This is a genomic window from Paenibacillus allorhizoplanae (assembly GCF_927798215.1).
GTDB lineage: Bacteria > Bacillota > Bacilli > Paenibacillales > NBRC-103111 > Paenibacillus_E > Paenibacillus_E allorhizoplanae.
In genome coordinates this window covers 235,382-253,404 of sequence record NZ_CAKMMW010000008.1, presented here as the reverse complement: position 1 = coordinate 253,404, position 18,023 = coordinate 235,382, and the positions used below count along the sequence as shown (strand labels likewise).

The window sequence follows — 18,023 nt, the reverse complement described above, 5'->3', positions numbered from 1 at the left end:
GAAATATAGAGGGTGATATGTAATGAATAGTAACATTGCAATTGAAGTTAGAAACGTATCGAAGAAATATAAAATATATCAGGATAAGCCAGTCAGCTTAAAAGAAAGAATTCTATATACGAGTAAGAGTACTTATCAAGAAAAATGGGTGCTGCAAGAAGTAAATCTAAGTGTATTAAAGGGGAAAATGATTGGTCTTATTGGCCGAAATGGTTCTGGAAAAAGTACCCTTCTTAAAATCCTTACTCGGATTTTAAAGCCTGATAAAGGGGAAGTGGTCATTCATGGTAGAGTGTCTAGTCTTCTTGAATTAGGGGCAGGGTTTCATATGGACTTCACTGGAAGAGAAAACGTGTACATGAACGCATCAATTTTTGGTCTTACTAGAAAAGAAATAGATTCTTTATTAGACACAATTGTGAAATTTTCAGAATTGGAAGCCTATATTGATAATCCAGTAAGAACTTACTCATCGGGGATGTTTATGAGACTTGCTTTCTCGATTGCTATACATGTTGAGCCAGATGTTTTATTAATAGATGAAATTCTTGCAGTGGGAGATAATGCATTCCAAAAAAAATGTATTAGTAAAATTGAAGAGTTTAAACAAAAAGGAAAAACCATTGTGTTTGTATCACATGATAATGGAGCAATGGAACGATTATGTGATGAATTATATTGGATACATGAATCTAAAATTAGACAAAATGGAAAACCTGATGAAGTCATTCGAGAATATCTTGACTTTTTAGCTAATAGTGAAGAAAACCGGATGAAAATTGAGGCGGAAAATCAAAAAGAAGAAAATACTAATTTAGACAAAGATAAAGACCAGGCTAACCAATTAGAAAAGAGATGGGGAACAGGTGCAGTTGAAATTTCAAAGGTACTTATGGTTAACCCGACTAGTGAAAATTTGCATGTACTTGAAAAAGGACAACCTATCGATGTTGAGTTACATTTTCAGGTTAAGGATAATAATGCAAATAAGTTAGTATTTGGTGTTGGAATCTTTAAGATGGATGGGACTAGATGCTATGGAACTAATACACTTATCGATAAAGTGAATTTTTCACATAAGACTAGTGGAAAAGTTGTTTATCAGATAGAGTCATTAAATTTGGTTCAAGGTGACTATTATTTTAATGTTGCATGTCATCATGAAGACGGAACACCTTATGATTATATAACTAAAGCACTTAATTTTAGCGTGCATTCTAGAGAAAATGATGTGGGAATTGCGTATATTCCACACAAGTGGCTGTTTCTAGAGGAGGAGAATTTATGAACCAACAGTTTAGTAGCGCAGAGGAATTGATGGATCATTTAAAAAAACAAATTATACAATATTCTCAAGATGACTCTGTAGATATAATAGATTTAAAATCTAATAACTTGTCTTATACTCAAGCATCAGATCTATCCAATTTGCTTGTTGAAAGAAATTCCATTAATTCACTCTGGAATGTAAGTGCGGATCTACCGATAACCTCTCATAGACGAAAAATAGGTAAGTTTATTGTGTTCGGAAAGAAGTTAGTTAGAAAATTTCTTAGATGGTATGTTAGTAAACCATTTGAAGCACAAACATCTTTTAATGGAGCAGTTACGCGATCAATTAATGAGCTTACTAATATTGTTCAACAAATGAAGGCAAAAGATGAAGAAAATGAGGAGATTATTAAAGAGCAACGTTCCATAATTGATAATTTGGAGAAAAATATTATGGATCTGAACAAGAAATTAATAACGAGTGAAGCAAGCTTCTCTCAAAAAATAATAGCCAGTGAGACAAGTTTCTCTCAAAATATTGAACAAATTAGGCTCCAGATGGATGAAGAGGCTTTTTCTAAAAGCGGTGCTTTAAATGCAATAATCGAGCAATTCAACCAATTCAGTGAGCAGCTTTTGAATAGATTTCAAAAATCAGATAAAGATCTTAAAGCAGAAATTAGCTTTCTACAATATAGAATACGGCAAATAAAAAAAAGCGCAGAAAATAATAAGTTAATAGTACCTGAAAATTTGAATGCTAACAATATTGACGATACTAGTAATTCTATTTCTAATATTAATTCTTTTGCAGACACTAACAGTTTTGATTATTTAGATTTTGAGAATCGATTCAGAGGCAGTGTTGAGGAAATTAAAAACCGCCAAAAAGTTTACCTTCCATATTTCTTGAATAAACAAAATATTCTAGATATAGGTTGTGGGCGAGGGGAATTCATAGAGTTATTGATTGAAAATAATATTTCGGTACGCGGTATCGATTTAAATCGTGAAATGGTGGAATATTGCCAAGATAGAGGATTACCGGTTGAATATAATGATGCAATCAATTATTTGAAGTTAATTAATAATAATGAATTGGGTGGATTATTTCTTGGTCAAGTAATAGAGCATATGCCATTTGAACAAATTATTTCACTTGTGGAATTAGCTTACAAGAAGTTAAAGCCAGGTGCATATTTGATTATGGAAACCCCGAATCCATTATCTCTCGCAATATTCTATCGAACATTTTATGTAGACCCAACACATGTCAAGCCTGTTCATCCGCTTACTATTCAATACGTTGTAGAATCATCAGGTTTTGCTGATACTGAGTTGGTATACTCTAGCAGAGTGGAGCCGAACTGGTGGGTACCAAAACTAGAGACAGAGGACGTTAATGCAATAAAGAATATTGCTGAATTTAATGAAGGTATCAATCGTGTTAATGAGTTATTATTTGGGAATCTAGACTACGCTATTATTGCTAAAAAATAAGGGTTGTGAATCTATGAAAATCGGTATTATTAAACCAGATTACAAGATTACTGGTGGGTTTGAAGTAGTGGTAAATCGTCTTAAACTTGAACTCGAATTAATCGGACATGAGGTTCAAATGGTTTACGTAGATGCTACGGACTCAACTACGAATGATATACCCTATAACATATCCCAAGATGTGTTTTATAAAAATCCTGAATTTTTCAAATATATAAATATGTATTGGAAATATTTAAAAATGGATGTGTCGCAGTTTGATGCAGTGATTAGTACGCAGCCTCCTTCATTTGCAATTCAACATCCAAGGCACATCTCATTATTCTATCACCATATGAAAATTTTTTATGATATGTCTGATCTTGTTCTTGAAGTGGGGCTGCAACAACCCTATCATCATAAATCGGTTCAGGTGATTCGTGAAATTGATACTCTTAGTTTATCTAAAGTAAGAACCATACTTGCAGGAAGTCAGACAATAAAGAATAGAATTAAACAATTTAACAACCTGAGCAACAATGTAGATGTAATTTATGCTGGAATTGATCCTGATATATATCACTTTAATGGACGAGTTGCTTATGAATATCCTATAGTTGTGGGCAGGCATGAATTTCCTAAAAGACCAGAGCTTTTTGTAAAAGCCATGAAACGACTGCCTCATTTAGTCGGCAAAGTAGTAGGCGCAGGCGGCCGGACAGACGATTTGAAAAAAATTGATAACCTGCTAGCCTATACTTCACGTGAGGGGATCGACATAACCGATGATGTAGTCTGGAAGCAAATGTCTAATGGGAAATTTTCGTTTGAGTATGAAAAGCTTATTCAAACTGCAAAAAAAAATAAATCATCTTCTAATGTAATCTTTACTGGTAGAGTTTCATCAGAGCAATTATTTGAGGAGTATTCTAAGGCCTCATGTGTCATATGTCCAGCATTTGAAGAGGATTATGGACTAACAGCCATTGAAGCTATGGCATTCAAGAAACCTGTTATAGCATGTAAAGACGGCGGTGGCTATGCCGAATTAATAGAAGATGGAATAAATGGATTTTTAGTTGATCCTAGTTCCGCGGCAATAGCTGATGCAATTCGAAAAATAAGTGAGAATAAAGATTTGGCCATTAGGATGGGGAATGCTGCATACGAAACAAGTCGCAAATACACCTGGAGTAATGCAATAGCAAAGTTAGTAGAGCATTTGACATGAGAGGAGGGACTATATGGATATCGCAATTGTATCACCTAGTCCAAAGCCATTTGCCGTTGGTGGCATTGAAAAGTTGATGTTAGGTTTATATCAACAGATAGATGAGCTAACGAATCATCGAGTAGAACTTTTCAAGGTTCCAACTGAAGAACATGGATTCTGGGAACTATTGAAGAGTTATGAAACATTCTATAATTTAAATTTAGACCATTTTGATATGATTATTACCTGCAAATACCCTGCATGGATGGTGCAACATAGAAATCATACAATTTATATGGCACATCATTTAAGAGGTCTTTTTGATACTTATCATTTTCTAAATATGCCAACCGAATTGAAACATACTTCACACATAGAGATTAATAAAATATTAGATTACATCAAAGATCCGATGAATATGAATAAAGATTTAAATGGTTTTTTTAATATGATCAATATACTTTATATTAACAGAGAAAATTACTCTAAAGATTTTTTTGTTTTTCCAGGGCCATTCATTAGACAAATTATACACTTCCTAGATAAATGGGCACTTGATCCTTCTAGAATGAAAAGATATACATCAATTTCTAAAACAGTAAAGGTAAGAAAAGATTACTTTCCTAATAAGGTTAATGTTGATGTCATATACCCTCCGACAACTTTACAAAGTTTACAAGGAGGAAGTTTTGAGTATTTCTTAGTTGTTGGAAGATTAGATAGTGCCAAGAGAGTAGAATTGGTAATTAAAGCTATGAAGCATGTGGAAAATCAAAATGCCAAGTTATTTATCGCAGGATCTGGCCCAGATGAGAGTAAGTTAAAACAGATAGCCTCAGGTGATGCTAGAATAAGTTTTATTGGCTATATAAATAATGAAAAGTTAAAAGAACTATATGCTAATGCATTAGCTGTTATTTATGTTCCCTATGATGAAGATTACGGACTTGTTACTATTGAAGCTATGCATTGTGGGAAACCTGTGATCACATGTAAGGATTCTGGGGGAACCACTGAGTTCGTTATTGACGGGCACACTGGTTTAATTGCAAATAGTGATTCAATAAGCCTCGCAGAAAAAATGAATTTGCTAGCAAACAATAAGTCGTTAGCGATGACTCTAGGTGCAAGTGCTAGAGAATCTGTAAAAGGCATCAACTGGAAGAATTGTATAACGTCTTTATTACAAGGAACTTCAAGCAGTAACTATGCTCCAGCTACCTCCAAAGTTAGAAAGAAAATAACGATTCTTTCTACTTATCCTGTTTTACCCAGAAAACATGGTGGTCAACTTAGAATATTTAATATATATAAGAACTTAGACCAAGAGTATGATATTACAATCGTAAGTTTGAACAATGGATCTAAATATTACGAGAAAAAGATTGGGAACTTAACTGAAGTTTCAATTCCAATGAGTAACATTCACTTAGAGAAAGAATGGTCAATAGAAAGAGAAGTAGGTATTCCAATCACGGATATTGTAATGAATAAGCTAATTGAGTTCTCCCCTGAATATATTCGTATTGCTGAATCATACATGCAAAACGCTGATATTCTGGTCTCAGCTCAGCCGTATTTATATAATTTAATAGAAAAGTACGTAGGTAATAAATATATTATCTATGATTCACAGAATGTGGAATATGATTTGAAAAAGTCAATGCTACCTAATAATAAAACAGCCCATAAATTGTTAGAAGAGTTATATGAATTAGAGAAAAAAGCATGTTTATTAAGTAATATTATTCTGACATGCTCCAATGAAGATATGAAAAACATGGCAGAAACGTATAAAATTGAACCAGAAAAAACAATACTCGTTCCAAATGGTGTAGACACGGCCTTGAATCCATATGTAGATTTCCTTACTAGACAGAAAAATAAAAAAGAACTCGGAATAGATAAAGAAAATATCATCGTATTTATTGGTAGCTGGCATAAACCTAATATAGAAGCAGTAGAAGTGATTCTAAAGATGGCACCTAATTTGCCGGAATGTAAATTCATTATTATGGGCGGACAATGTTTAGCTTTCAAGGATAGAGCCGCGCCAAAGAATGTTGTATTTGCGGGTATTGTTGATGAACAAACAAAGCTATTAATCTATTCAGTAGCAGACATTGCTATAAACCCTATGTTGACTGGTTCAGGAACCAACTTAAAAATTGCAGAGTATATGGCAAATGGAGTCCCTGTTATATCGACAGACATAGGTGCTAGGGGATATGAAGTTGTAAATGGCGAGCATATCCTTATTCTTGAAAGCAATGAATTTTGTAAGGGAATAAATAGGTTATTAAAAAATGTAAATAGTGAACTAAGAGCTAATTTATCCTCATCTTCTAAAGATTATGTAGATAAGAAATTCGAGTGGAAAGTAATATCAAATAGTGTAAAAGAAATGCTATTTCAAATAAATGATTCTGATGAAGTGGAGAGTTAGGATGGAGTTAAAAATCAACAAAATTAAAGTAACGCTCTCATATTTATTTGCTTTTTTTCTAAGTCTATTGTTAGTGGCCATTACTATGAGATTATGGCTTGCAAATTTAAATATACCATTTGTTTATGCTGGAGATGCTGTATTAACAATAGAGTTTGTAAAGACTATGATCGACGAAGGATGGATACTTCAAAACTCTTTTGTTGGAGCTCCATATACATCTCAATTATTTGACTTTCCTATGGCAGATAACTTTCATTTTGCAATTATGAAAATAATTTCTCTTTTTAATTCTAATCCTTCATTTGTAGTAAATACTTATTATATTCTTACATTTCCTTTAACAACAATTACTTCATTATATGTATTAAGACATTTTAAAATCGGGTACTTATCAGCGCTAACTGCTAGCATACTTTTTACTTTTATCCCTTATCACTTTTTAAGAGGGATTATGCACTTGTTTTTATCCTCTTATTATTTGATACCATTAATAATATTGCTATCACTATGGCTTATGTCAAATGAAGATATACTATTGGATTACAAGGATAAAAAGATCTCAGTTATTTCTGACAAAAAAACAGTAACAATAATTATTATATGTATTTTGACTGCATCAACTGGCGTATATTATGCATTTTTTGCTTGTTTTATATTTTTGTTATCTGGTATATGTGCTTCTATTTCATCCAAGAGCTATCTTCCAATCTACCGTACATTTTTGTCGTTAGTCATTGTAATACTTAGTCTTATTATAAATTTATCTCCTAACATACTGTTTACCTTTTTTAATGGGTCTAATAAATTAGTTGCATCAAGAAATCCAATTGAAGCTGAAGTGTATGGAATGAAAATTACTCAGCTATTTATTCCAGTATATGATCATGGTTTTAGTATCTTAAACAAAATAATAAAAGCATACTCCTTGCATCCTCTGCCAAATGAAGGTAGTGAATATTTAGGAATCGTAGGAAGCATCGGTTTTTTAATATTAATTTTGATGTTGTTTGTTAGAACTAATGGTATAAGAAGCAATCTAGTTGATCAATTAAGTAGAATGAATATAGGTATTATTCTGTTGGCTACAATTGGAGGATTTGGATCTATATTTGCTTTACTAATATCTTCACAAATAAGAGCATATAACCGAATAAGTGTTTTTATCGCCTTCTTATCTTTATTTGCGCTTTTTTATTTAATAGATAGTGTAATAAAAAAGTATTCTCAAAGTTTTCTAAGGAAGTCTATTTTTTGGTTTCTAACTATTTCCTTACTAATTATAGGATTAATCGACCAAACCTCAATAAACAATATTCCTCAATATAATAGCATTGAAAAAGAGTATAAAAATGATGAGATCTTTGTTAAAAAGATAGAAGACGTTTTGCCTAATAACGCTATGGTATTTCAGTTGCCTTACGTACCATTCCCTGAGTATCCTCCCGTGTACAAAATGGGGGATTATGAACTATTCAAAGGTTATATACATTCAAAATCATTAAGATGGAGTTATGGTAGTATGAAAGGAAGAGAAGGGAGTATGTGGATTAAAGAAGTGTCCTCGCAACCTATAGATAAGTTATTGGAGATAATTGTTACTGCTGGATTTGAGGGGTTATATATTGATAGATTTGGATATGAAGACAATGGTGATGGTCTTGAGAAGAAAATTAAAGAAATAACAAACATAAGTCCATTAGAAAGTGGAAATCATCGATTAGCATTTTATGATCTATCTAATTTGAGAAACTCTATAAAGAACAAATATACAGAAAAAGAATGGAATTCTAAAGTAGAAGAAACATTACATCCAGTCTTATTGGATTGGAACAATACAGTGGTTGAAGGTTCACAAGAAAATAATTGGCGATGGTTATCTAAGACGGGGACTCTAACTGTCACAAATACCTCTAATGTTACTCGTACAATTGATATGAGTATGGAACTAGCAACTGGATATGATGAATTATCCAATCTAATTATTAAAAGTTCGATATTTTCAGATGAGTTACAAATTAATGCGAAGAATAAATTATATTCCAAAAAAATTACAGTACCTCCAGGAAATTACAATATAGAATTTACAAGTGATGCTAAACGAATAGTTGCTCCTACTGATCCTAGATATTTAGTGTTTAGAGTAAATAATTTTAAATGGGAGGTTGAATAGTCTAATAATGGATAGATGACTTCTTTATATTAAGTTTTCACAAAACAAAAATATCTGCTAGTTATAGAGGTTATTTATTACTATTCTCAATTATAGTGCCTATTATATTGATGATATTATTAATATATATGTAAATGGGGTACTCTAGAATAATTGGAAAATTGATACCGAGGATAATATCAGAATTATTGTCGAACTGGGAAAAGATAAAAAATGACAAATGGCGACAAATTAATTAAACTATATACAATAAATCTAATCTTGTAGGGAAGGTCTAAACAAAAGTAGATGCAATCTCAGACTATTAAGTTTCTAATTATTGGAATTCTCAATACAGTTGTAGGGTATTTAATTTATTTTCTTTGTTTAAAATTTATTGATTTAAATTATATGATTTCATTATTATGTGCACATGTGCTTGGAGTATTACACAGTTACTATTGGAACAGCAGGTGGACATTCAATACTGGAAGAAAAACTTATAAGAACCTGTTAAAGTTTTCTGGAGTATATGTTATTTCATTTTTTATTAATCTACTAGTACTTTATATATTTATTAACTATTTAGAACAAAATGCCTTGCTTTCACAGGTTTTTGCACTATTCTTGACAACTTTAATTAGTTTTATTGGTCATAAATATTGGAGCTTCAAAATAAGTAAAACACATTACAGGAGTGAAGAACATGTTGAGAATAAATGATTTGGTTCAAAAGAAATCAACTAATGAATTAGCTATTATTACAAATGTAAATATAGATAAATATGAAGTTATAAAACTAAGTACGAAGGACTTTACCGAACCTAATTTTCAAACTGTTGTAAGTTTAGATGGTGCTAGCAACATGTTAATAGATGTGAGGAATAAGGATATTTTTGAAGAATCTGAAATAATTTCATTAAAAAGTCTGTCCAAAGATGTAGCTGAGAAAATAATGAGACTCGAGATACTTTCTAAAGTAGAAGTATTTTACAAAACATTTCATGAGAAAAAGGAGTCATTTAATCCGGAGTCTTCTTCTATATCCTATGGTGGCCGAGTTTACGATGAAAGAGAAATGAAGAACCTTGTCGATTCTTCTCTAGATTTTTGGCTAACAGCAGGTAGATTTAGTAAGCAATTTGAAAAAGAGTTCGCAGAGTTTATTGGGGTTAGATACGCATTACTAACAAATTCAGGATCATCAGCAAACTTACTAGCTTTCTCGACATTAACATCTCCTAAATTAGGAGAACGTCGCATACTGCCTGGTGATGAAGTAATTACTGTGGCAGCTGGTTTTCCTACAACTGTAACTCCTATCGTACAAAACGGAGCAATTCCTGTGTTTGTTGATGTTGAACTTGGAACATATAACATTATGGTAGACCGAATTGAAGGAGCTATTACTTCAAAAACCAAAGCTATAATGATTGCCCATACTATGGGTAACCCCTTCGAGCTAGACAAGGTAATTGATCTTGCTAAGAAATATAATCTGTGGGTAATTGAAGATAACTGTGATGCGCTAGGATCTAAATTTAATGGAAAACTAACTGGTACCTTTGGTGATATTGCAACATCTAGTTTTTATCCACCACACCATATGACTATGGGAGAAGGGGGAGCAGTCTATACAAATAACCCTCAGCTTAAAATGATTATTGAGTCATTTAGGGATTGGGGAAGAGATTGCTGGTGCCCCTCCGGATGTGATGATACATGTAAGAAACGATTCGGATGGGAACTTGGAACACTTCCATATGGATATGATCACAAATATACGTACTCACATATCGGTTATAACCTTAGAGTGACTGACATGCAAGCTGCAGTTGGAGTAGAGCAACTTAAAAAAGTACCCTCATTTGTAAAAGCAAGAATAAGTAACTTTAATAGACTCTCAGAGGGTTTGAAGGATCTTAGTGATTATTTTATTTTGCCTAGAGCAACTAATAATTCTGAACCTAGCTGGTTTGGATTTATTTTAACTCTTCGTGAGAACGTAGGTTTTACTAAGAATGAGATAGTAAAGTATTTAGAAAACAATAGAATACAAACACGCATGTTATTTGCTGGTAATTTAACAAGGCAACCTGCTTTTCAAGGTGTTAACTACAGGATACATGGTGACTTAATAAATACTGATAAAATTCTAAATGACACTTTCCTTGTTGGAGTCTACCCCGGATTAACAGATGAAATGATAGATTATATGGTATTTAAAATCACTGAATTCGTTAAATCTAAACAAAATTAATATTAGGGGGGATTTCAATGAAAGTAGTCATACTTGCAGGTGGATATGGTACAAGAATAAGTGAAGAATCTCACCTAAAACCTAAACCAATGATTGAGATTGGACAAAGACCGATTCTATGGCACATTATGAAGATTTACTCTTCATATGGCTTTAACGATTTTGTAGTTTGTCTTGGTTATAAAGGCTATTATATTAAGGAATATTTTGCACACTACTTCCTACATGAATCTGATGTTACTTTTGATTTTAGAAATGATAACGAGAACATCATTCATAATCATTCAGCTGAACCCTGGAGAGTCACACTTGTAAACACTGGAATTGACACGATGACAGGTGGACGGGTTAAGCGGATTCAACCTTATATCGGCCATGAACCTTTTATGCTTACCTATGGTGATGGGGTATCGGATGTAAATATTAAGGAATTGGTTGATTTCCATAAATTAAGTGGAAGATTGGCTACTGTTACTTCTATCCAACCAGATGGTCGATTTGGTGCACTGGACATATCGGATCTAAATGAAGTGCGCGGCTTTCAAGAGAAACCTAGAGGAGATGGTTCCTGGATTAATGCAGGCTTCTTTGTCTGTCAGCCAGAAGTATTTGATTATATTAATGAGGATTCAACTATATTTGAAAAAGAACCATTAGAAAATCTTGCAAAACATGGAGAACTTTCTGCCTATAAACACAATGGTTTCTGGCAACCTATGGATACATTACGTGATAAGAACCATTTGGAAGACCTATGGGCTAAGAATAAAGCTCCATGGAAAACTTGGGGTAAAGATTTGGTGAAAAATGTATGACTGAATTCTGGAATAATAAACGAGTTTTCATAACTGGTCATACTGGGTTTAAGGGATCATGGTTAAGTTTATGGTTGACGCACATGGGTGCTAAAGTAGCAGGGTATGCTTTGCAACCACCTACGTCACCTAGTCTATTTGAACTCTGTAATATAGAAGGATTACTTGAGAAATCTACGATAGCAGATATAAGAGACTTAGAATCAATAAAAAAAGCTGTGTCTGATTTTAAACCAGAAATTGTTATTCACATGGCTGCACAACCACTGGTTAGAGATTCATATAAAATACCTGTGGAAACGTATTCTATTAATGTTATGGGAACGGTAAATGTATTTGAGGCAATACGAACCACTGAAAGCGTGAAAGCTGTTGTGAACGTGACAACGGATAAATGCTATGAAAATAAAGAGTGGGAATGGGGCTACCGTGAAAATGAGCGATTAGGTGGATATGATCCTTATTCGAACAGTAAGGCATGTTCAGAATTAGTGACATCTGCCTATAGAAATTCTTTTTTTAATCCAGAGAAATATAATGAGCACGGTGTTGCCATAGCTTCTGCAAGAGCAGGGAATGTAATTGGTGGTGGAGATTGGGCGGTCGACCGTTTGATTCCTGATTGTGTTAGATCACTTTTGCTTGCAGAGGAGATTGTTATCAGAAATCCAAATTCAATTAGGCCATGGCAGCATGTTTTAGAACCATTGAGTGGTTATTTGCTTCTAGCTGAAAAATTATATATGCATGGAGTTCAATATGCCGAAGGTTGGAATTTCGGTCCATCAGACAATGATGCAAAACCGGTAAGTTGGATAGTTGATAAAATATGTGATATTTGGGGAGAGAGCAGCCATTATCGGATTGATGGAGGTTCACATCCACACGAGGCACACTATTTGAAGCTAGATTGTTCTAAGGCGAAATCTTTATTGAATTGGCAGCCGCGTTGGGAATTGGAAAGAACCTTGAAGAGTATTGTCTATTGGTCTCAAATGTATAATAAAGGTGCGGACATGAGAATTACGTGTCTTGAACAAATTAATGATTATGTTACTTCTAGTGACCTGTAATGAATCTTGTAGAGCATAATAAAGATGAGGAGAAATATATGAAACTATCGGATTATGTTATCGATTTCGTTGCAGAAGAAGGGGTTTCTCACGTTTTTGAATTTATTGGTGGTGCAATTGCTCATTTATTGGACTCAGTGTATTTAAGAGATGATATCCATTGTATTTCGGTACGTCATGAGCAAGCAGCTGCTTTTGCAGCAGAAGCATATGCTAGACTAAATGGAAAACTTGGAGTGGCTATGGCAACTAGTGGACCTGGTGCTTTGAATTTAGTCACTGGCATTGGAAGTTGTTACTTTGACAGCGTTCCTTGTTTGTTTATTACGGGTCAAGTAAATACGTATGAGTATAAATTTGATAGACCAGTAAGGCAGATTGGGTTTCAAGAAACTGATATTGTAAGTGTAGTTAAGTCATTAACAAAATATGCAGAACTCGTCACAGATCCTTTAATGATAAAATATCATCTTGAGAAAGCTGTTTTTCTTGCACAAAATGGTCGTCCAGGCCCTGTATTAATTGACATTCCTATGAATCTTCAAAGGGAGAATATTAATCCAGAAATGCTTTTGAGCTTTTATAACACTGCAGAGCATAAAGAGTTACTTTCAGAATTCAAAAAAAGTGTTACAGATGAAGAGTTAAATGAAATTCTACAACTGATCGCTGACGCTGAAAGACCTGTTATTTTGGCAGGAGGTGGCGTTAGAATTGCTAATGCAGCAGAAGAACTACAACACCTGGTAAAGTTAACAGGGATACCGGTGGTGTCTTCATTAATGGGTCTAGATGTTATTCCGCATACTAATGAAAAATTTGTCGGATTAATTGGTTCTTATGGGAATAGGTACAGTAATTTAGTTCTAGCAAATAGCGATCTCATTTTAATTTTAGGCTCGAGACTTGACTCCAGACAAACTGGAACTAGGCCAGATACTTTCGGGCGAGCTGCAAAAAAAATACATGTAGATGCGGATTTTAATGAATTGAATGCGAAAATTAAAGTAGATCTTGCTATTCAAACAGATGTAAAAAGTTTTTTGATTTCATTAAATGATAAACTGAAGGAATATCAAAAGCCCACCTATCTGAATTGGAATGAAACTATTAGAAAGTTAAAAGTAAAATTTCCTACACGCTGTTATGAGTCTCCTCAAGAGAATATCGATCCTAATCTTTTTATGGAGCTACTTTCATCAAATAGTAGTGAAGGTGATGTAATTTGTTTAGATGTGGGACAACATCAAATGTGGGCTTCACAATCTTTTAAATTAAAAAATAACCAAAGATTACTGAATTCTGGTGGAATGGGTGCAATGGGATTTGCATTACCAGCTGCTATCGGTGCTTCATTAGTAGATGAGAATAGAGTAATTGTTATTGCTGGGGATGGAGGTATACAGGTCAATATACAAGAATTTGATACAATTGCTAAGCACAATCTGCCAATAAAAATATTTGTAATGGATAATAATTGTCTGGGTATGGTTAGGCAGTTCCAAGACTTATATTTTGATGGACGTAAGCAATCCACTGTATATTCTTCACCAAATTTATTAGCCATTGCACGGGCTTATAACATTCCATCATTTCATATTGCGACAATGGATGAAGCAGAATCTATGATTGAAGAAGCATTTGGTATAGAAGGCCCAACATTTATTACTGTAGCTTTAGAACAAAATACAACTGTGAACCCTAAATTAGTGGTCAATAGACCTATCGAAGATATGTCTCCACATTTAGAAAGAAATGAGTTGAGGGAGCTCATGCTAATCGATTTAGTGGAAGAAATGGAAGTACCTAAATAGTAATTGGAGGCATTAATGAATACTTCCACGATGGAATCAAAAACGATAGCAATTTTAGGTGCAACAGGACATATTGCAAAAAATTTAATTTATTACTTATCAAAAGAGGTAAATTATAATTTTGTTTTATTTGCTCGCAATATATCTAAAATCAATGATTTTTTGCTTGAAAATAATTTGATACAGAGTAATTATACTATTTGCAATATGGAACAATTCGGTCTACATTCGTACGATGTTATTATTAATTGTATTGGAATAGTTGACTCTACAAAGTCCAAAAAAGATCAACAATTGGTATTTACAGTAACAGAAGAATTCGATAATCTTATTCTTGCTTATTTACACGAACATCACCAAACCTTGTATATTAACCTAAGTAGTGGTGCTTCATACATTACAGAATTTGAACAGCCAGCAAACAAGCATACTAAGACTGAAATAGAAATTAATAATATACTGCCCATTCATAATTATGGGATTACCAAACTTTATTCTGAAGCAAAGCACAGAGCTTACGACAATTTTTATATAGTTGATTTGAGAGTATTTAGTTTCTTTAGCAGGTTTATTGATTTGAAATCAAACTTCTTTCTTACTGACATTATCCAGTGTCTACAAGAAAATAGAGTGTTTAAAACAAATGATTTAGATATAGTAAGAGATTACATTCATCCCTTAGACTTTGTGAATTTAATTAAGCTATGCATATCTAAACATCACGTAAATGATGTATTTGATGTTTACAGCCTTAGTCCGGTCAGTAAATTTAAATTACTTGAATATTTTAATACAGTCTACGGCTTGGAAATTGAAATTGATAGTGCGCACTCAGTAACTTCATCTTCCGGTAATAAAAACAATTATTATTCAAATTATAAAAAAAATACTGATAAGCTAGCTTATGAGCCTCTTTATACTTCGATGGACTGCGTAAAAGATGAATTTAAAAAGATATACACTAGATCCTCAAAATAAGATCATAAGGTGAAAAGATGAAATTATTGAGTATAGTAACTCCATGTTATAACGAAGAGGCAAACGTAGAAGAATTATACAATCAAGTCAAGGAAATTTGTAGTAACCTAGTAGGTTACACCTACGAGCATATTTTTATTGATAATGCATCTAAGGATGATACTGTTTCTATTTTAAAAACATTAGCCTATAAAGATTCTAATGTTAAAGTGATTGTGAATTCTAGGAATTTTGGTCATATTAGATCACCATATCATGCTCTTCTTCAAGCTAAGGGAGATGCAGTTATACTTATGGTTGCAGATCTTCAGGATCCTCCCAACATGATTAGAGACTTTCTTGAGAAATGGGAAGAAGGTTACAAAGTTGTGTTAGGTGTCAAAAATGAGAGCGAAGAATCTCGTTTAATGTTTGCCATTAGAAAAATGTATTATAATTTTATTAATAAAGTGTCTGAAATTGAATTGACGAAAAACAATACCGGATTTGGTTTATACGATCAACAAGTAATAAAAGTTTTAAGGGAAGTTAATGATCCTTATCCTTATTTTAGAGGGTTAATATCAGATATTGGTTTTGAAAGTTATAAAATTAATTACATTCAACCTTCCCGTAAGAGAGGGATCACGAAAAATAATTTTTATACTTTATATGATATAGCAATGCTAGGCATTACGAACCACTCCAAAATTCCGTTAAGATTAGCAGCGATGTTGGGTTTTGCAATGTCTGCAGTAAGTTTTGGTGTAGCAATTTTATATCTATTAGCAAAATTGCTTTTTTGGAATTACTTTGAAGTAGGAATTGCTCCGCTCATTATTGGTCTATTCTTTTTTTCGTCAGTTCAATTATTTTTTATTGGAATTATCGGAGAATATATCGGATCTATTCATACTCAAGTTTTGAAGAGACCGCTGGTAGTTGAAAAAGAAAGAATTAACTTTGAAAATGAGATTAATCGTTCTGAAAAGAATGAGCAAAAAGAATTAGTGACAATGTAGTGTTTGCCGCTTTAATATCTGGCGGAAGAAAGAGCGATTTTCCCCAATTCAACTGGCGGTGAAACTGTTCACATACAACCGAAAATAGCCAAATCCTTCTGTACAATGTCAGGGGGTTTGGTTGTTTTTGATTAAAGAAGGAATGCTCCCGATCCTTTCGCGAGGAACTCCGGGAGCGTTACTTATCTAAAATTATGCCAATACTTTAATACTTTTCACTGCTAAACCTAACTGTCTAACATCATCATTTCCTATAAGTTGCTGTGGGTTCCATAGTGTATCTACTTCAAGAGAAACATAAATATCTCCTGTAAAATATTCATCTAATGTGAAAGTATGAATTTGCTCATCCATCTCATTGAAAAGTATACTCGAAATCTCTATGTTGTTGACAAACAATTTTGCATTATTGTTGTTCAGAGAACAATTAGTGAATTCGATAGTTATCGTTTTAATTGGATTTTCTGATCTAAGCTTTACCCCAGCACGTTTTGAAGCCATCCAACGATATGAACCCTCGGGTTCATGCCAGTCTTTTGATGAGATAAGATATTGCAATGATTCTGGGCTAGCCATCTCTAAACTTGATTGCGTAGGGTGAATAAATTCTTCCTGATAATTACTAATTATCAGTATCTCATAGATTTGATTCGCAGGCATTGGAAAGAATTTATTAACTCTTTTTTTGCCATCAAAAATATGAATACCACAATCTACTGACACATTTGGAATTGTTGAAAGAATTCTATCTAAATGCCTCATAACACTCTGGCCAACATAAAAATGTAAACCATCTGAAGCCAAGCCCCTAGTATAACCGCCTAATTTAGCAATACACTGGTTTTCTTTTTTTAGATTGAGATTTAAAGATTCGCAATAATACATTTGATTATCAATAAAAGTCACACTGTGAGGAAGTTGTAAATCTTTTTGTAAAATTGTTATTAATTCTTTTGTTTGTATATCATACTCAGCAATTACTCCATCAAATGACTCTAAAAGATCTCTCCAACCACCTTGTAGAGAGAACATCGATAAGAATAAGCTATTACCCTTAATACATAAGTCATTAATATGATTTTGATCTTCATTACTATCCGAAATTTTTATTTCATCGATTCTTTTAAAAGGTTCTGTTTGATAAATACCAATGGCATTATGTGAGGTTTCGACTACGTACAGCAAGCCATCAGAGTGGAATTTTAGACCATGAAGGTCTCGTGCTGGTACTTCATAGGTATTTGTAATATTAAGTTCATTGTCTAACTTTAAAATTCCATGTGAATTCGTGGCTAAATAATATCCCTCTGAGAATTGTGTTATTCCACGACAATCTGCTTCCAATATTCTTGTTATGTTTTTTAATTCAAAATCTATGATGAATAAACCACCAGGGGATGATGGGTCTTTCGGACAGCTTACAAGAAGCTTTGTATTTATTCCTTGAAAACGTATGAAAGGGTCCAAGAAGTTTATCATTGCTTTATATCCTTTCCTGAATAAAATCGAATTTTGTCAAA

At 33.1% G+C, this 18,023-nt stretch carries 13 protein-coding genes; 12 read left to right on the top strand and 1 reads right to left on the bottom strand.

Annotated elements, in window-relative coordinates; all coding sequences use genetic code 11:
- The first annotated feature begins 22 nt into the window (after positions 1 to 22).
- The 12 genes from L6I86_RS16110 to L6I86_RS16060 all read left to right on the top strand — a co-directional run bounded on the left by L6I86_RS16110 (position 23) and on the right by L6I86_RS16060 (position 16,503).
- Complete coding sequence (locus L6I86_RS16110) at positions 23 to 1,288, top strand: ABC transporter ATP-binding protein (protein ID WP_236288655.1); 1,266 nt, start codon at positions 23 to 25, stop codon at positions 1,286 to 1,288.
- On the top strand, positions 1,285 to 2,772 hold the full coding sequence (locus tag L6I86_RS16105; RefSeq protein WP_236288653.1) for a class I SAM-dependent methyltransferase: 1,488 nt from the start codon (positions 1,285 to 1,287) through the stop codon (positions 2,770 to 2,772). Before L6I86_RS16110 ends, L6I86_RS16105 begins: the two co-directional genes overlap by 4 nt.
- Before the next feature lie 13 nt (positions 2,773 to 2,785).
- Positions 2,786 to 3,982 carry a glycosyltransferase family 4 protein gene (locus L6I86_RS16100; protein WP_236288651.1) on the top strand — a complete coding sequence of 399 codons (1,197 nt, stop codon included), beginning with the start codon at positions 2,786 to 2,788 and terminating at the stop codon, positions 3,980 to 3,982.
- Positions 3,983 to 3,995: 13 nt separating this feature from the next.
- A complete protein-coding gene (locus L6I86_RS16095) occupies positions 3,996 to 6,410 on the top strand; it encodes a glycosyltransferase family 4 protein (RefSeq protein WP_236288649.1) in 2,415 nt (804 codons plus the stop codon).
- 1 nt (position 6,411) lies between these two features.
- Positions 6,412 to 8,583 carry a DUF6311 domain-containing protein gene (locus L6I86_RS16090; RefSeq protein WP_236288647.1) on the top strand — a complete coding sequence of 724 codons (2,172 nt, stop codon included), beginning with the start codon at positions 6,412 to 6,414 and terminating at the stop codon, positions 8,581 to 8,583.
- 288 nt (positions 8,584 to 8,871) lie between these two features.
- On the top strand, positions 8,872 to 9,285 hold the full coding sequence (locus tag L6I86_RS35915) for a GtrA family protein (RefSeq protein WP_420851895.1): 414 nt from the start codon (positions 8,872 to 8,874) through the stop codon (positions 9,283 to 9,285).
- Positions 9,269 to 10,822: a lipopolysaccharide biosynthesis protein RfbH gene (gene rfbH, locus L6I86_RS16085; protein ID WP_236288645.1), complete on the top strand. Its 1,554-nt coding sequence runs from the start codon at positions 9,269 to 9,271 to the stop codon at positions 10,820 to 10,822. The genes L6I86_RS35915 and rfbH overlap by 17 nt, the downstream gene beginning before the upstream one ends.
- 17 nt (positions 10,823 to 10,839) lie before the next feature.
- A complete protein-coding gene (gene rfbF / locus L6I86_RS16080; RefSeq protein WP_236288642.1) occupies positions 10,840 to 11,637 on the top strand; it encodes a glucose-1-phosphate cytidylyltransferase in 798 nt (265 codons plus the stop codon).
- On the top strand, positions 11,634 to 12,710 hold the full coding sequence (rfbG, locus tag L6I86_RS16075) for a CDP-glucose 4,6-dehydratase (RefSeq protein WP_236288640.1): 1,077 nt from the start codon (positions 11,634 to 11,636) through the stop codon (positions 12,708 to 12,710). Before rfbF ends, rfbG begins: the two co-directional genes overlap by 4 nt.
- Positions 12,710 to 14,524 carry a thiamine pyrophosphate-binding protein gene (locus L6I86_RS16070; RefSeq protein ID WP_236288638.1) on the top strand — a complete coding sequence of 605 codons (1,815 nt, stop codon included), beginning with the start codon at positions 12,710 to 12,712 and terminating at the stop codon, positions 14,522 to 14,524. Before rfbG ends, L6I86_RS16070 begins: the two co-directional genes overlap by 1 nt.
- 15 nt (positions 14,525 to 14,539) lie before the next feature.
- Complete coding sequence (locus L6I86_RS16065; protein WP_236288636.1) at positions 14,540 to 15,502, top strand: NAD-dependent epimerase/dehydratase family protein; 963 nt, start codon at positions 14,540 to 14,542, stop codon at positions 15,500 to 15,502.
- A gap of 17 nt (positions 15,503 to 15,519) precedes the next feature.
- Positions 15,520 to 16,503, top strand: coding sequence for a glycosyltransferase family 2 protein (locus L6I86_RS16060; RefSeq protein WP_236288635.1), 984 nt, complete (start codon positions 15,520 to 15,522; stop codon positions 16,501 to 16,503).
- 192 nt (positions 16,504 to 16,695) lie between these two features.
- On the opposite strand, the gene L6I86_RS16055 is transcribed toward L6I86_RS16060, so the two are convergent.
- The gene (locus tag L6I86_RS16055; RefSeq protein ID WP_236288633.1) at positions 16,696 to 17,970 is read right to left on the bottom strand and encodes a DUF4915 domain-containing protein; all 1,275 of its coding nucleotides are present in this window, start codon (positions 17,968 to 17,970) and stop codon (positions 16,696 to 16,698) included.
- Positions 17,971 to 18,023: the final 53 nt, after the last annotated feature.

Coding starts and splice junctions, on each gene's coding strand:
- L6I86_RS16110 (WP_236288655.1), top strand. CDS start 23: ATGAATAGTAACATTGCAATTGAAGTTAGAAACGTATCGAAGAAATAT.
- L6I86_RS16105 (WP_236288653.1), top strand. CDS start 1,285: ATGAACCAACAGTTTAGTAGCGCAGAGGAATTGATGGATCATTTAAAA.
- L6I86_RS16100 (WP_236288651.1), top strand. CDS start 2,786: ATGAAAATCGGTATTATTAAACCAGATTACAAGATTACTGGTGGGTTT.
- L6I86_RS16095 (WP_236288649.1), top strand. CDS start 3,996: ATGGATATCGCAATTGTATCACCTAGTCCAAAGCCATTTGCCGTTGGT.
- L6I86_RS16090 (WP_236288647.1), top strand. CDS start 6,412: ATGGAGTTAAAAATCAACAAAATTAAAGTAACGCTCTCATATTTATTT.
- L6I86_RS35915 (WP_420851895.1), top strand. CDS start 8,872: ATGCAATCTCAGACTATTAAGTTTCTAATTATTGGAATTCTCAATACA.
- rfbH (WP_236288645.1), top strand. CDS start 9,269: ATGTTGAGAATAAATGATTTGGTTCAAAAGAAATCAACTAATGAATTA.
- rfbF (WP_236288642.1), top strand. CDS start 10,840: ATGAAAGTAGTCATACTTGCAGGTGGATATGGTACAAGAATAAGTGAA.
- rfbG (WP_236288640.1), top strand. CDS start 11,634: ATGACTGAATTCTGGAATAATAAACGAGTTTTCATAACTGGTCATACT.
- L6I86_RS16070 (WP_236288638.1), top strand. CDS start 12,710: ATGAATCTTGTAGAGCATAATAAAGATGAGGAGAAATATATGAAACTA.
- L6I86_RS16065 (WP_236288636.1), top strand. CDS start 14,540: ATGAATACTTCCACGATGGAATCAAAAACGATAGCAATTTTAGGTGCA.
- L6I86_RS16060 (WP_236288635.1), top strand. CDS start 15,520: ATGAAATTATTGAGTATAGTAACTCCATGTTATAACGAAGAGGCAAAC.